General features: G+C 39.6%; 12 protein-coding genes and 1 tRNA gene. 7 read left to right on the top strand and 6 right to left on the bottom strand.

Features of this window, described 5'->3' with window-relative positions:
* Positions 1-10: 10 nt before the first annotated feature.
* Both AN390_RS00185 and AN390_RS00180 read left to right on the top strand, forming a co-directional pair.
* Positions 11-853 (top strand): amidohydrolase, encoded by an 843-nt coding sequence (locus AN390_RS00185; RefSeq protein WP_055252591.1) that lies wholly within the window; start codon positions 11-13, stop codon positions 851-853.
* 46 nt (positions 854-899) lie between these two features.
* Complete coding sequence (locus AN390_RS00180; protein ID WP_055252589.1) at positions 900-1,271, top strand: hypothetical protein; 372 nt, start codon at positions 900-902, stop codon at positions 1,269-1,271.
* A gap of 139 nt (positions 1,272-1,410) precedes the next feature.
* Here the strand turns inward: AN390_RS00180 and AN390_RS00175 are convergent, their stop codons facing one another.
* The 4 genes from AN390_RS00175 to AN390_RS00160 form a co-directional block, all read right to left on the bottom strand.
* Positions 1,411-2,586 carry a mandelate racemase/muconate lactonizing enzyme family protein gene (locus AN390_RS00175; protein ID WP_054983246.1) on the bottom strand — a complete coding sequence of 392 codons (1,176 nt, stop codon included), beginning with the start codon at positions 2,584-2,586 and terminating at the stop codon, positions 1,411-1,413.
* Positions 2,587-2,611: 25 nt separating this feature from the next.
* Entirely contained in the window at positions 2,612-3,379 is a 768-nt protein-coding gene (locus AN390_RS00170) for a class II aldolase/adducin family protein (RefSeq protein WP_024031462.1), read from the bottom strand.
* 166 nt (positions 3,380-3,545) lie between these two features.
* Positions 3,546-3,869, bottom strand: coding sequence for a c-type cytochrome (locus tag AN390_RS00165; protein WP_004587649.1), 324 nt, complete (start codon positions 3,867-3,869; stop codon positions 3,546-3,548).
* A 158-nt stretch (positions 3,870-4,027) separates the two neighbouring features.
* A complete protein-coding gene (locus tag AN390_RS00160; RefSeq protein ID WP_004587650.1) occupies positions 4,028-4,567 on the bottom strand; it encodes a DUF2058 domain-containing protein in 540 nt (179 codons plus the stop codon).
* A 199-nt stretch (positions 4,568-4,766) separates the two neighbouring features.
* Here AN390_RS00160 and AN390_RS00155 point away from each other — a divergent pair, with 199 nt between their 5' ends.
* Positions 4,767-5,912: an MFS transporter gene (locus AN390_RS00155; protein WP_055252587.1), complete on the top strand. Its 1,146-nt coding sequence runs from the start codon at positions 4,767-4,769 to the stop codon at positions 5,910-5,912.
* Here AN390_RS00155 and AN390_RS00150 read toward each other — a convergent pair.
* Positions 5,879-6,379: a prolyl-tRNA synthetase associated domain-containing protein gene (locus AN390_RS00150; RefSeq protein WP_004587652.1), complete on the bottom strand. Its 501-nt coding sequence runs from the start codon at positions 6,377-6,379 to the stop codon at positions 5,879-5,881. The two genes, AN390_RS00155 and AN390_RS00150, sit on opposite strands and share 34 nt — an antisense overlap.
* A gap of 1 nt (position 6,380) precedes the next feature.
* Positions 6,381-6,782, bottom strand: a complete 402-nt coding sequence (locus tag AN390_RS00145; RefSeq protein WP_024031465.1) for a hypothetical protein — start codon at positions 6,780-6,782, stop codon at positions 6,381-6,383.
* A 164-nt stretch (positions 6,783-6,946) separates the two neighbouring features.
* Here AN390_RS00145 and AN390_RS00140 point away from each other — a divergent pair.
* The 4 genes from AN390_RS00140 (at position 6,947) to AN390_RS00125 (ending at position 13,940) form a co-directional block, all read left to right on the top strand.
* Positions 6,947-7,022 (top strand) — tRNA-Ala (locus AN390_RS00140).
* Positions 7,023-7,176: 154 nt separating this feature from the next.
* Positions 7,177-8,439 (top strand): PotD/PotF family extracellular solute-binding protein, encoded by a 1,263-nt coding sequence (locus tag AN390_RS00135; RefSeq protein ID WP_055252585.1) that lies wholly within the window; start codon positions 7,177-7,179, stop codon positions 8,437-8,439.
* A complete protein-coding gene (locus AN390_RS00130) occupies positions 8,439-11,657 on the top strand; it encodes an ATP-binding protein (RefSeq protein WP_055252584.1) in 3,219 nt (1,072 codons plus the stop codon). Before AN390_RS00135 ends, AN390_RS00130 begins: the two co-directional genes overlap by 1 nt.
* A 57-nt stretch (positions 11,658-11,714) precedes the next feature.
* A complete protein-coding gene (locus AN390_RS00125; protein ID WP_024031468.1) occupies positions 11,715-13,940 on the top strand; it encodes an EAL domain-containing protein in 2,226 nt (741 codons plus the stop codon).
* Positions 13,941-13,981: the final 41 nt, after the last annotated feature.

Here is a 13,981-nt window from a genome sequence, read left to right as displayed (position 1 = left end):
GCACATGCCGATGAGCCTTAAAATTATTGACCCCCACGTGCATTTTTTTAACCTTGCCGAGGGGCAATATACCTGGCTGCAAGGCGAAAACCCACCAGCATGGCCAAATTTAGAGTTAATAAAACAACCTATTAGCGAAAAAGAGCTACTAGAGAGCAGTGACTTTACCCTCGCCGGTATAGTACATATAGAGGCAGGTTTTGATAACAACGCCCCCATTAACGAACTTAATTGGCTAACGGCGCATTTAAAAAAGCTTCCCTTTAAAGCCATTAGTTACGCTCAGTTAGATTGCGCACCTGTGCAATTTGCAAAAGCAATAAACGCCCTTGCCCACCCGCATTTAATAGGCATACGGGATATAACCGAAGGCGCAGATGCACAGCGATTATTAAACCCAGAGTGCTTTAGTAATTTGCAAACCCTTTGCCAGCAAGGACTGCATTATGAAGCCCAGTTTGAGCTTGAAAATACCGCAATAGCCGCTCAGCTTGCTCGTTACGCTAAGGCGCTGCCTCAGCTAAAAATAATAATAAACCATGGCGGCCTACCTAATAATATTAATAACTGGCAGCAAAGCATTCGCATGCTAAGTGCGCACAATAATATAGCGATTAAGTTTTCGGGTTTTGAGCTTTTAGCGTTGAATTTACAACAGCAACAAGATTGTTTTGAAACTATGCTCTCGTACTTTGGCGAGCAGCGCATTATGTTTGCGAGTAACTTTCCGGTTTGCCAAATTAACGCAAGCTATAATGATGTTTGGCATAGCCATCAAGCTTTGTGTAAAACAAATAAAATATGGCACAACCTTAGCTACGCAAATGCTAAGCATTTTTATAACATATCCTAGATAAGCTATATTAAATTTAACCACTTACGTAAATGCGGCAATGACTATGACAATACATTCGCGATTATCAGCCCTTGGCATATTAACTATTTTAAGTGGTTGCGCATCTAACACGCAGCCTACTCCTAAGCTGCATCATGCCTTACTTACCAAGCCAAATAGCCAAGCGGTAGCGAGTGTTATAGAGCGCTTAATGCATATAAAAAACGTAACGCTTGCTGACGATATCTTTATTCACACCAGTACCTTTACTCTTAAAAACACAAACCGTAGCGATATAACAGCCAATCAACAGCTTAACTTTCCCGATCAATTTGAGTTAATGATAAATAATAATCGCTGCTATATACGCCACCTTGATAGTAAAGCCACCGCTGAGATAAAAGGCGTTACGTGTACAATTAATCTTGCCAATTAAACTCACTAACTATTCAAATGGTATTGCTCATAGGTATTAGAGAAACACAGCTATAAAAAAGCCGGTAAGTGAGCTATCACTTACCGGCTTTTACTTTAAAAAATAGTATTTAAATAACGCTCTTTAAATAAAGCTTAAATTATTTAATTTCTACACGCTGCGAGCGCATAACAATCTCATCATTTAATTCAATGCCTAAGCCTGGCTCTTCTGATACTTCAAAAAAGCCATTTTTTGGTTGTGGATCTTGTAAGCACAGCTCTCGGTTCCACTTTTTAATGGCATATGTATGATGCTCATGAATCAAAAAGTTAGGAATAGCGGTTTCTAAATGAAGCGATGCAGCTGTAGCAACAGGCCCGCCACATACATGCGCCTGAATACGCACATCAAAAATATCGGCGTAGTCACATACTTTTTTAGTTTCAGTAAAGCCACCACATAAACCGATATCAGGTTGAAGTACATCAATGCTTTGATCTTCTAAATAAGGGCGCACACCCCAGCGGTTGTATAAACGCTCACCGCCTGCAATTGGCACTGCCACTTTATCTGCTACTTTTGCATGTAAAGAATGGTTTAAGTAGTTAACTGGCTCCTCGTAGTACATGCAATCAAACTCTTCGGCTATTTCACCAATTTGTATAGCAGAGGTCGCGCCAGGTAAGCTGTGGCATTCAAAAATAATATCCACTTCGTCACCAACTGCTTCACGTATAGCTTGCATACGAGCACGGTATAGCTTCATTTCAGCGCGAGAAATTATTTTAGTACGGTCGTAATACGTATTGCCGTCTTTATCGTATTGGATAGGGTCAACTTTTACTGCATCATAACCTTCGCCAATCGCTTTTAACGCAGCTTCTGCGTATTCTTGCGGTTGTACTAACGCTTTAAATTCGCTGTCCCAATCAAACTGTAACTGCGATGCGTAAGTACGCAGCTTATCGTTTACTTTGCCGCCCAGTAATTGGTATACCGGTAAACCAAGTGCTTTACCTTTTATATCCCAAAGTGCTGTATCTATGGCGCTCATTGCTGCATAAACAACAGGGCCGCCACCTAAACCCCAAAAGCTTTCGCGTAACATACGCGACCATAACTTTTCGGTTTGAAACGGGTCGTGCCCAATTAAAAAAGCATCAGCCATTTCTTTTATCATTGCTGCTGCTGCGCTGTGGCCTAAATCGTAAGCTAAACCAGCCTCACCTACACCACTAATACCTTCATCGGTATGAATACGTACAAAAACCGGCGTCCAGGCTGGACGCTCTGGGCAATGAATATCAAATACTTCTACGCGATTTACTTTCATTAAAATTCCTTATTAGCCACGCTGGCTATTGTGCAAAACTGGGATCAAGTCGGTACGCTTTTCGTAACATGGCAGGCCACGCTAATTGCCCACCTGTGCTGCCGCTATGTACCACATTAGCTTGGTTATAAATATTGTCGATAATTGGCTGCGGCACCGGAATAACCTCTTGTGAGCTGGCTTGTAATGCAAGCTGAATTTCGCAGGCACGTTGCAAGTCATAAAAACGCATAAAGGCATCGCCTACGGTTGGACCTACGGTTAAGCCACCATGATTTACCAATAGCATATGATTGGTATTGCCTAAATCATCTTGTAATACTTTGCGCTCGTCATCATTTACAGCCAGCCCTTCATAGCCATGGTACGACAGCGAAGGGAGCGAAAACATAGAGTATTGGCTTAGTGGCAATAGGCCATTTTTTTGTGTAGCAACGGCAATGGTTTCTTTTGTATGTAAGTGAATAACACAATGAGCATCTTCACGCACTTCGTGAATTGCGCTATGGATAGTAAAACCTGCTGGGTTAATGCTAAAGGGGGTGTCGTCAATAATATTGCCGTGCAAATCAACCTTTACTAGGTTTGATGCAGTTACTTCGTCAAACGTTAAGCCAAACGCATTTACAAGGTAGTGATCCGTGCCAGGTAAACGTGCCGATAAATGCGTGTATATTAAATCCCCCCAACGAAAATGCTCTACTAATCGGTAGCAAGCTGCTAAATCTACGCGCAATTGCCACTCTTGCTCCGACACTTTATTTTTTAAATCTAGTTGGGGTAAATCAATCATAATCAACCTTTTAAAATACGTACAACAACACAAGTACGAATAGATGTTTAGAAGTCTAAAGCAGTATTAATTTTATAGCAAACACAAACAAAACAGCCACACAATTGTGTGGCTGTTTACGCTGCGCTTTAATTTAAAACGATAATACGTTTTTAAACGCGGTGCTTTATTTTACCTTTGAAAGGTAGTCAGCAATTGCTTCAAACTCTTCGTCCGTTACCGTTGCAACCATTGCTTTCATTGCGGCAGTCATACCATTGCTACGCGCGCCCGATTTAATATCTTTCATTTGGGCCACTAAATAGTCTTTGTTTTGACCATTAATTTTAGGGTATGCGCCCATAATAGGTGCTTTACCTTCTGCACCGTGACATGTTTGACACATTTTTTGGGTGTAAAGGGCTTCGCCATCAGCAGCGGCGGCGTTAAACGAAAAACTTGCGGCTAAACTAATACCCGCGCCTACTATTAGTGCTTTCATCTTGCTCATTATATTACTCTTCTTTTTGACGGTTAGAAAATAGTCTATTGATTGTAGTAAACAATCTAGTAAAAAGCATACGTATCAATTTACGTTAGGCGATCAAACAAACATGACTACGTTTTCAGCCATTGTTGTTACTTTAGCAAACAATACTGAACAGACACTTACCATACTAAATCATCTGGTACTTCAAAGTCTGCATATGGGTCGTCTTCATCTTTTGGTTTGTTTTCAGGTTCAACATGAAAAACAATGTACTTTTCATCAACTTCTGCGACTTTACGCGCCGGCTCATCATCGAGTACGTAAAACTGCCCTTCCAGTACACAAATAGCTAAACGACCACCCGATAACGCTTTTTGGGTTTTCTCGTTTACATCTATCCCTTTTACTTTGTTATCGTAAGTAAAATTAAAGGTACGCTCACCGCGGATAGAGTCTTGGTTATGGTGCTCAAGTATTTGCTTAACACGAGCAACTTGCTCACGTTGCTTAAGCTCTTCTTGGCGCGACTGGTTAAGTTCTTCAGCCTTTTTTTGCTGCTCTAATTTAGTTTGCTGTATGTGCTTTTGCAGATCGCTTGGGTTACTGGTAGCCCCTTTTTTTTGCTTTTTTTGTTGCTTACGTTTTTCTGACTTAGCAACTTTAGCTTTGTGCGATGTTGTTAACCCTGCTTGCAGCAATTGGTCTTGTAATGAACCCATGGCTTTGTTCCACTAAAAACTTATATTAGGTTTATTTTAATCACCAACGAGTACAAATAACAGTGCTATTAGCATTAATCTAGCAAAGGGCTGAATATACACTTTGATTTAGCGCAATTGTTAATGATTTAACCTATGAAATATAAGCCATTTTTCATATACTTTGGCTAACTTATCAGCTTATGTTTTAAGCCTTACAATGCGTTTTGCTCATTTACTTATTTGCTCGGTGTTTATATTTTTTGTGCTGTACGCACCTCAGCCTTTATTGAGCTTATTTGCTAGCGAATTTAACGTCTCCCCAGCGCTTGCCGGCAGCTTAATGAGCGTAACCATGCTGCCTCTAGCAATTGCACCTTTGGTTTATGGGCTATTTTTAGCCAAGCAAAACCCGCTTATTATTTTACGTATTGCTATGTTTATTTTAGGAGTGAGCTGCATACTGTTTACAGTAGCGCCAAGTTTTGAGCTATTACTTTTGGTGCGTTTTATACAAGGCTTAACCTTACCTGCCGCGCTCACCGCGATGACAAGCTTTATTGGTATACGTTACAGCGCAGATGCCTTACAAAAAAATATGACCTTATACATAGGCAGTACCATAGCTGGGGGCTACTTTGGCCGAGTATTGGCCGCTTTATTTAGTGATGTATGGCATTGGCAAAGTTTTTATTATGTTATTTCGATTGTGCTTATTGGCCTGGCTATAAGTATAAAGCCCACGGGCTTTGTGGTATCTAATCAGTCAGCACTTACGCCGTTAACGTATATTAAGCAGCTAAAAGATGCGGCAGTACTAAAATTGTATGGCGCCGTTTTTTGTATGTTTTTTTGCTTTGCAGCCTTATTAAATTACCTACCGTTTATTTTGCAAAACACCTTTTTAATTACAAACACACGCGATATTGGCTTAGTGTACAGCGGCTACTTAATCGGTGCTTTAGCATCTATTGCAACACCTTGGCTTGCTAAAAAAGTGCCTTCAGCTTGGCATTTACTTGCTGCGGTTTTTATCGTGTATAACTTAAGCATTGTATTACTTATAAGCCAGCAACTGAGTGTGTTTTTAATCGCGTTTACGTTATTTTGTGCTGCTATGTTTGTTATACACTCAAGTGCTGCTCCACTTGTTAACAAGATTAGCAAAGCGCCTGCAAGTGTAACGAATGGCGGGTATGTATCGTTTTATTATAGTGGCGGGGCACTGGGCTCGTTATTGCCTGGTATTGTTTATCAACACTCAGGGCAAACTGCATTTATGCTTTGCTTACTGAGTGTGTGTTTTATTGGTTTAGTCTTAGTCACTTTAGGCTATCGAGAAGGTAAAAACATTACCCGAGGCTGATGCCCTGTATGCTCAAAAAAGGTATTTAAATCATTTTTTGAAAGCAGCCAAGTTTGGGTGTTTTCAAACGGGTGACAATGAAACAGCTCGTTAAACCAAATATCTTGATCAAGCCACAAAGTAACATTGCTTTGTTTATCGTTTGCTAAAGCAAGCATAGACACACATCCGGGCGCCACTTTTAAATAACGTGCTAACCGCTCGCTAGAGGCAAACCCCAACCGAGAAAGCCCCTGTTGCTTAGATAGGGTTTTTAAATCGAGCTGTTTGTCGTGTGCGGTAATTACTAAAAAGTGCTTTTTGCCCTCGTTATCACGCAAAAACAAGTTTTTAAGTCGCGTACCTGGGCGCTCCACCATAAATGCATCAGCATCTAAACTGGTATGTAACGCAGGGTGTTCTATTACATCGTAATTTATACCTAATTGCGCTAACAACTGCGCAAGCTTTGCTTTATCGGCCAACATACTACAAACAACGCCCTCTTAGCTGCACACTTAAGTCACGCCATAGTACTTGTGTAATTTCGTGTTTATTTTCACAATAGTTATTTTCACTGAGGGTTTCGTTTAAAAACCTGACGGCTTCATCCTCAAGCTTAAGTTTTAACACACTAGAGTCTTCGAAGTGTTCTTGTTCTATGTAACGTTTTACATCAGAGCGGCTCGGTCTTTTTTCGCCTCGCCCGCCGTTATTTAAGTTTATGTTACTGCGATGCTCAGCCTTTACCGATACAACATAAGCAAATATTTTGTTACCTTGCTCATCCACGTTCTCATAAAACTGCTTGTTATTTATTTCATAAGGAGGCGCTTCATTACTGGCACACCCTGCAAGTAGCAAAGCAAGTATACAGATACTTTTTTTCATTGTTTTTGTCGTTTCGCGAGGTATTTTTCTCGAGTCTATCAAAAATAAACGATAACAGTTAAATATTGCTAAAAAATACTTGACCAAATTTATAAAAATATTTAAAGTTCACCCCGCTTGGAACTCAGCAGCCAAGTAATTACAACTATGTAATTTAGGAATGTGGGGCTATAGCTCAGCTGGGAGAGCGCCTGCCTTGCACGCAGGAGGTCAGCAGTTCGATCCTGCTTAGCTCCACCACTTTCCTACTCTTCTATTACTTCCTATTTTTCATCGCCTTATTATTCTTTTATCTTCTACAAAATAACTTTTATATTTGCGCATTCCTTGTTTGTTTAGTCTTTGTTGGCTATAAATTATCTCATCTGTAGCAGTGATACTTTTGGCTTAAACAATGGATACCCCTAAACGCACCACATTAAAAAAGCTCGCTGTCATCGGTTTAACCGCGGGTGTAGTTACTCATGTACCATATGTGTTTGCCCGAAAAAAAGTAACCCTAAGAGTCTTAGGAACACATGTAACGCTACAAGAAGGCATTCGTAAACAAGCAATGCTTGATTTAGGCATAAATATAGAATTTTCCCCTGCAGGTAGTGCTGCCGTATTACAAAAAGCCTCTATGGACCCTGGCTCATTTGATTTATATGAGCAATGGTCAAACAGTATAAATGTGCTTTGGCGGGCGGGGTCTATTCAGCCCATAGAAAAAAAACGGCTAACCTACTTTAATGAAATAAATTCTCTTACCAAAACAGGGAAGCTCACTCCCGATGCAAAATTAGGTGCAGGCGACGCCCCTTATAAATTACTCAATGTACAAGAGGACGGCACACTAAGCGCAAACGAAAGCGATTACATTAGCTTCTTGCCCTATGTACATAATGTTGACTCTTTTGGCTATAACACCGCCAAAATAAAACCTGGTATTGCCTACGAAACTGAAAGCTGGGGCTGGTTACTTGATGATGCCCACCGAGGTAAAGTAGGTATTGTAAATGCACCCACAATTGGCTTATTTGACCTTGCCTTGGCAGCACAAAGCAAAGGGTTAATAACATTTAAAGATATTGGTGCGATTACTCGCTCTGAGCTTGACCGTTTATTTAGTATTTTAATTGACTATAAACGCCAAGGGCATTTTGCAGGTTATTGGAACTCGGTGCCAGAGTCTGTTGAATTTATGAAAAGCCAACGCGTGCACATAGAAAGTATGTTTTCCCCCGCTGTGGCCGCGCTCAATAGTCAAAATGTTAACGTGCGATTTGCCGCTCCAAAAGAGGGCTACCGTGGCTGGCATGGGGTAATGTGCTTATCGTCACAGGTTAATAATAACCAAAAAGATGCCGCATACGATTACATGAACTGGTGGCTTTCGGGATGGGCCGGCGCATTTATTGCTCGCCAAGGGTATTACATTAGTAATCCACAGCGCTCAAAAGCAATGCTTTCACCAAGTGAATGGGATTACTGGTACTTAGGCAAGCCCACTACGGTTGACTTACTAAACACCCAAAAACAAGTCGCAGTAAAAGCCGGCGAGCAGCGAAATGGTGGTAGCTATTTAAAACGCTTAAGCAATGTAGCTGTTTGGAATAGCGTTATGCCGACTTACGATTACAGCTTGCAAAAATGGTATGAGTTAATAAGCAGATAATGATAACCCGTTCAATAAAATCAAAAATAATAATTGCCCTATGCGTGTTAATTACTTTATTAATTTTGCAAAGTTACCTATTCAATTATTCGCAAAAATCACTTTTTGAGCTGCAAAATGCGCAGCACAAAGCTTTATTACAAAGCGAGTCCGTTACCCGTTTAGAAAGCGATGTGATTTCTTTACAAAGCCAAGCCATTGCTTATCTAGATCATGCTAATAGCAATACCATTGAAAAGTTTAATATGCACTTAAATGCTGCAAAAAGGGATTTAGATACGCTAAGTACATATTTAAATGAGTATGATGAAAACTATCAAAACAATATAAAGCGCCTTAACGAGTACTTAAATAATTATCAAGATACATTTAATCGCGTAGTCGTTAACAGAACCAAACGAGAGCAGCTGTACATTACACAGTTCAAACAACCTATTGAAGCGCTAAAAGCACAACTTAATGAGCTTAAAAAAAACACGCTAACCAACAAGCAAAATAAAATAGTGAATACCCTTTTAACTATTAGCAATATAGAACAAGCAACAACCAATTATTTACACAAGCCAAATTATGATGAAGCACAAAATGTGCAAGATAACCTAGCACACTTAAATACCCTACTGGCGAGTATTGAAACCGCTAATGTTAACCTACTTAATAATACTGACGAGCTTGAGCAAGCGTATAGCCAATTAGTTATTTTAACCCGTAGCTATACGTTTTCGATAAATGTAGTTTTAACAGGAATAGAAAACGAGCTGCTTTACCTAGCCGAAAAAATTAGGGATGTAGAGAAGCAAAAGCTCACCCAGACCGAGCAGCAGCTAAGAGACCACGTATTAAAAAGTACCGAAATGGCCAACCTTTTTGCCGCGCTGATCACTGTTATCATAATAGTAATTACCTTTTTTATATTTAACTCTGTCATTAAGCCCATTGCGAAATTAACTAAGCTGTTAAATGATATGAGCAATGAAAAGCAAGTAACACTAAATAGTGATGAGCATCATCAAAATGAAATTAACTCGGTTATTACCGCGGCTAATGCGCTGTATTTAAAAAACAAACAAACAAAAGAGCTACTAGCAGAAACCCAAGCGCTTAATTCTAAAATGGAATTAATGAATAAAGAGCTTACAGTTGCCATCACCCAAGCAAAAAATGCCAACCAAGCGAAAGGTGACTTTGTAGCTAATATGAGCCATGAGCTTCGCACTCCAATGAACGGTATTTTAGGCATGCTGCAGCTATTACAAAGCAGCGCTCTTCCAGCAAAACAAAAACACTATGCAGATAAAGCGTTTTCTAGTGCTCAAAACTTACTGCAAATACTTAATAACGTACTCGACTTTTCAAAGCTTGAGTCTGACAAAGTAAAGCTTGAATCAATCCCTTTTACTTTGCATACCGTTGTTTCTAATGTAAAAAATTTATTTTCGGTAAATGCGAAACAAAAAGGGTTGCGCCTTAATTTTGTATTGCATGTTGATGCAGGGCTTGAGCTGATGGGCGATCCACTGCACTTGAGTCAAATTATTAATAACTGTGTAGGTAATGCCATTAAATTTACAGAGCGCGGTGAAGTAACTGTAACAATTGAGGCCACAACACAAGATGAGCAGCAAATACAGTTACGCTTTGGTATTAAAGACACAGGCATAGGCATGACGCCAGAGCAAACCGCCTCAATTTTTGACTCGTTCTACCAAGGCGATTCCAGTACAACACGTAAATATGGCGGCACCGGATTAGGTTTAACTATTTGTAAGCAACTAACCAAGTTACTAGGCGGCGAAATACAAGTACGCAGCACACCCCACGTCGGGAGTGAGTTTTATTTTACACTACCGTTTAAAATGACGAGCAAAGAAGCGCTTAAAAAGCATGCCTTACTAATTAGTCCCGATGCTGAGCAAATAAAATCACTCACTAAGTTATTAAGTAACGCTGATATTACTGCAGAAATTACCCAAGAGCCGCTACGTGCAATTGCAAAAATGTCTCAACCGAGTAACCCTTTTAATATTGTGATCATGACGTTGTCACACAAAGAACTAAAAGATAATTTTATTTTGCAGCAACTGTACTTACAAAAACAAAAAAATAAACACAAACTGCTGCTTATTTTACTCATTAACGATCAAGAGCACCCGCAGGCAGTCCCCGATAGCGATCATATTGATATTATAACAATAGGTAATACTCACACTGATTCTCAGTTAATGCGTTTATTATTACCCGACTCAACACAGCTTAAAGAAGGAGAGTCTTACCCACAGTTTACCGGTTACACCGCACTTGCAGTAGATGATAACCCTGTAAACCAAGAGATTCTTGAAGCACTATTAACTAAAATGAATATGACTGTTATCTCTGCAAGTAATGGCGAGGAAGCACTCATTAAAGTAGAAGAAAACACAATTGATATTATTTTTATGGATATTCAAATGCCAGTGATGGATGGCCTAGAAGCGACACGTATACTGCGTCAAAGGGGTTATACAACGCCTATTGTTGCTGTAACTGCAGCTGTATTTTCTAATGATAAAAAAGCCGCCATTCGAGCAGGCATGGATGACTATTTAGTCAAGCCGTTATTATTTGGTCTGCTTTGTGACAGCATAGAAAAGCATCTAACAAAAACCCATACGTTAAGTACATTAAACCTCGATGTAGCACGGTCTAATCTTGAAGATAATAATGAACTCATTAATTCAATATTCACTAAGTTTAATACCGATTACAGCCACTTTATGGAGGTAGCTGTAAAGCACTTGAAAAATAATGAGCATAAAACATTAGCTAGAGCGATGCATAACTTAAAAGGCTTAGCCGGCACCCTAGGGTTAGAGCTACTAGAGCAAAGCGCTAAAAAAGCAGAGTTAGAACTGAGCAGTAACGCATGCACCGATCTTAGTGTTTTTAAAGAACAATTGACCTTAGCACTTTATGCAGTAAGACAGCTACTGGTAACAAACTCTTATAATCATCAGCCAGAAGCTATAAGCTCTGGGCAAAATCCAGATACATTAATTGATGAAATCTATTCTTTAGCGTTATCTGCCCGTCCTATTCCTAGTAAATTAGTTAGAGAAATTGCGCTTCAAAAATTCGATCATTCCCATCCATTATTCAAGCTAAAAGAGGCAATAGATAACTTTAACTACGCTTTAGTGATTAAACTTATTGATAAATACAGAAATAACTATAAAAACTAGACAATTATGGCAACTATAAACTAACTTTAAGGGGTAATTAAAGAATAAGGATTTAGTGTGCATTCAACCTTTCTAGCTGGCAACAATCAACCTGCAGTAACTCAACCGCGAAAGCCTTTGATACTCATTGTTGATGATGAACCTAGCAACCTACATGTATTAGTTGAGGGCCTACTTGCAGACTACGATGTACGCATTTCAACAAGTGGTGAACAAGCGCTTGTATTTGTTGAATCCACACGCCCAGATTTAATTTTACTCGATATTATGATGCCAGGCATGGATGGCTATGAAGTATGTAAAAGATTAAAAGCAAAGCAAAATACCAAAGGCATTCCCATCATTTTTGTCACCGCACTTACTGAAGTAGAGTCTGAAGAGAAAGGCTTTGCAATGGGCGCCATTGATTATATCCATAAACCTTACAAGTTAGCTTTGGTTAGAGCCCGCATACGTACACACATTACTGCACAAGGCATGCTAGACAGACTTATCGAAAAAAACTTTGACTTACACGACAAATTACTCGAAATAGAAGCCCTTGCAAAAGAGTTAAGCCAACGCGAGGAAGAGCTAAAGCAGCTGTCATCTAAGCAAAAGTTATTTTACCAGGCACTTACTAGTACCGCCGATGGTGTTGTAATTACTAATAGCGATGGCAAGATTATCGCTGTTAATCCATCATTTTGTAGAATTACCGGCTATTGCGAAGCTGAATCACTGGAAATGGATTTAAAAGAGATAAAACAAAATAATCACCCAAGTATTAGCTTTGATGAGGTATGGAAGCACGCTAACGAAGCGGGCTACTGGAGCGGTGAACTTGTAACCCGAAGAAAAAATGGCGAGCTATACCCTGAGCTATTAACACTTAGCATGGTAAAAAGCGAGCAAGATACCAACATTCACTACATTGGCGTTTTTAGTGATATTTCAAGCGTAAAGGTAACGCAAGAGCGCATAGATTACCTAACTTGGCATGATGAGCTTACTAAGCTGCCAAACCGTAACGGTTTTTTAAAGCAATTAGAACAGCAACTACAAGATTGCAGTAGCGATAAAACATGTGCCTATATTTATATTATTGACATTGATAGCTTCCACTCTATTAATGATGGCTTAGGGCTTTTAGCAGGGGATAATATTTTAAAGGAGCTTGCTCAGCGTATTCATGCCAATGTAGATAAAAAAGATATTATTGCACGCTTAGGCAGTGATGAATTTGCCGCCTTATGTAGCGTAGATAAAGGAATTGGGCGTACACGTGCGCAATCAATCGCCGAAAACAAAGCGCAAGAGCTTTTAAACGCAGTCAACCACCCTTTTGACGTTGATGGGCAAGAGGTTAGCTTAACAATTAGTATAGGCACTTATATTTTCCCGCGAGACGATGTATGGGAAAGTGCTATTGAGACAATCAGAAATTGTGAAGCAGCCTGCTATAAAGCCAAAGAAAAAGGCGGAAACAGAGTTACATTTTTTGATACCACATTTGGCGAGCAGGCTAAACGACGCTTTGAAATTGAACAAGACTTAAGAAAAGCCATTCCTCAAAATGAGCTATCCATATTTTTACAGTCGCAATTTGATAGTAAGCAAACGTTAAAAGGCGCAGAAATACTGCTGCGCTGGAATCACCCTCAAAAAGGCTTTATAAGCCCATGTGAATTTATATCAATAGCTGAAGAATCTGATGTTATTTTTGAGTTAGACTGCTGGGTTACAACTAATGCACTTAATTTACTTACCAAGCTTAAATACAGCCACCCAAGTTTGAATATTTCGGTAAATATAAGCGGTCGACATTTTCATGAACCGCGATTTTTAAACTTTATAAGCCAACAAATTAAAAGTGTTGATATTAATCCTCAGCAACTCACAATAGAGATAATAGAGGGGACGCTACTTAATCACATGGAAGCGGCCATTGAAGCCGTGCACTACCTTAAAAAGCTGGGCGTACGTGTATCAATAGATGACTTTGGCACGGGCTACTCAAGTTTAACCTACTTAAAACAGTTACCTATTCATGAGCTAAAAATAGATCGCTCATTTGTGCTTGAAGCCCCCACTGATAACAACGATAAATTAATTATTGATATGATTGTCAGCCTTGGCAGGTTGTTTCAATTAGAAGTGGTAGCGGAGGGGGTCGAGAATCAATCGCACTTTGACTTATTACAAGAGTACCCTGAGGTTATCCTACAAGGGTACCATCTGCACCGGCCTGAGCCATTAGAAAGCTGGTTAGAAAAACTAAACCATACTTTGCAAAATGCATAAAAAAACGCCGATTAAACAATCGGCGTTTTTTATATGTGAAG

The sequence above is a fragment of the Pseudoalteromonas sp. P1-11 genome, from assembly GCF_001399995.1.
In the GTDB taxonomy this organism is placed as follows: Bacteria; Pseudomonadota; Gammaproteobacteria; order Enterobacterales; family Alteromonadaceae; genus Pseudoalteromonas; species Pseudoalteromonas atlantica.
The sequence above is the reverse complement of the archived record's forward strand: the minus strand, read 5'-3'. Positions and strand labels throughout refer to the sequence as shown.

Bases quoted from the DNA above. Each gene is read 5' to 3' on its own strand.
- AN390_RS00185 (WP_055252591.1), top strand. From the start codon at position 11: ATGAGCCTTAAAATTATTGACCCCCACGTGCATTTTTTTAACCTTGCC.
- AN390_RS00180 (WP_055252589.1), top strand. From the start codon at position 900: ATGACAATACATTCGCGATTATCAGCCCTTGGCATATTAACTATTTTA.
- AN390_RS00175 (WP_054983246.1), bottom strand. From the start codon at position 2,586: ATGAAAGTAAATCGCGTAGAAGTATTTGATATTCATTGCCCAGAGCGT.
- AN390_RS00170 (WP_024031462.1), bottom strand. From the start codon at position 3,379: ATGATTGATTTACCCCAACTAGATTTAAAAAATAAAGTGTCGGAGCAA.
- AN390_RS00165 (WP_004587649.1), bottom strand. From the start codon at position 3,869: ATGAGCAAGATGAAAGCACTAATAGTAGGCGCGGGTATTAGTTTAGCC.
- AN390_RS00160 (WP_004587650.1), bottom strand. From the start codon at position 4,567: ATGGGTTCATTACAAGACCAATTGCTGCAAGCAGGGTTAACAACATCG.
- AN390_RS00155 (WP_055252587.1), top strand. From the start codon at position 4,767: ATGCGTTTTGCTCATTTACTTATTTGCTCGGTGTTTATATTTTTTGTG.
- AN390_RS00150 (WP_004587652.1), bottom strand. From the start codon at position 6,379: ATGTTGGCCGATAAAGCAAAGCTTGCGCAGTTGTTAGCGCAATTAGGT.
- AN390_RS00145 (WP_024031465.1), bottom strand. From the start codon at position 6,782: ATGAAAAAAAGTATCTGTATACTTGCTTTGCTACTTGCAGGGTGTGCC.
- AN390_RS00135 (WP_055252585.1), top strand. From the start codon at position 7,177: ATGGATACCCCTAAACGCACCACATTAAAAAAGCTCGCTGTCATCGGT.
- AN390_RS00130 (WP_055252584.1), top strand. From the start codon at position 8,439: ATGATAACCCGTTCAATAAAATCAAAAATAATAATTGCCCTATGCGTG.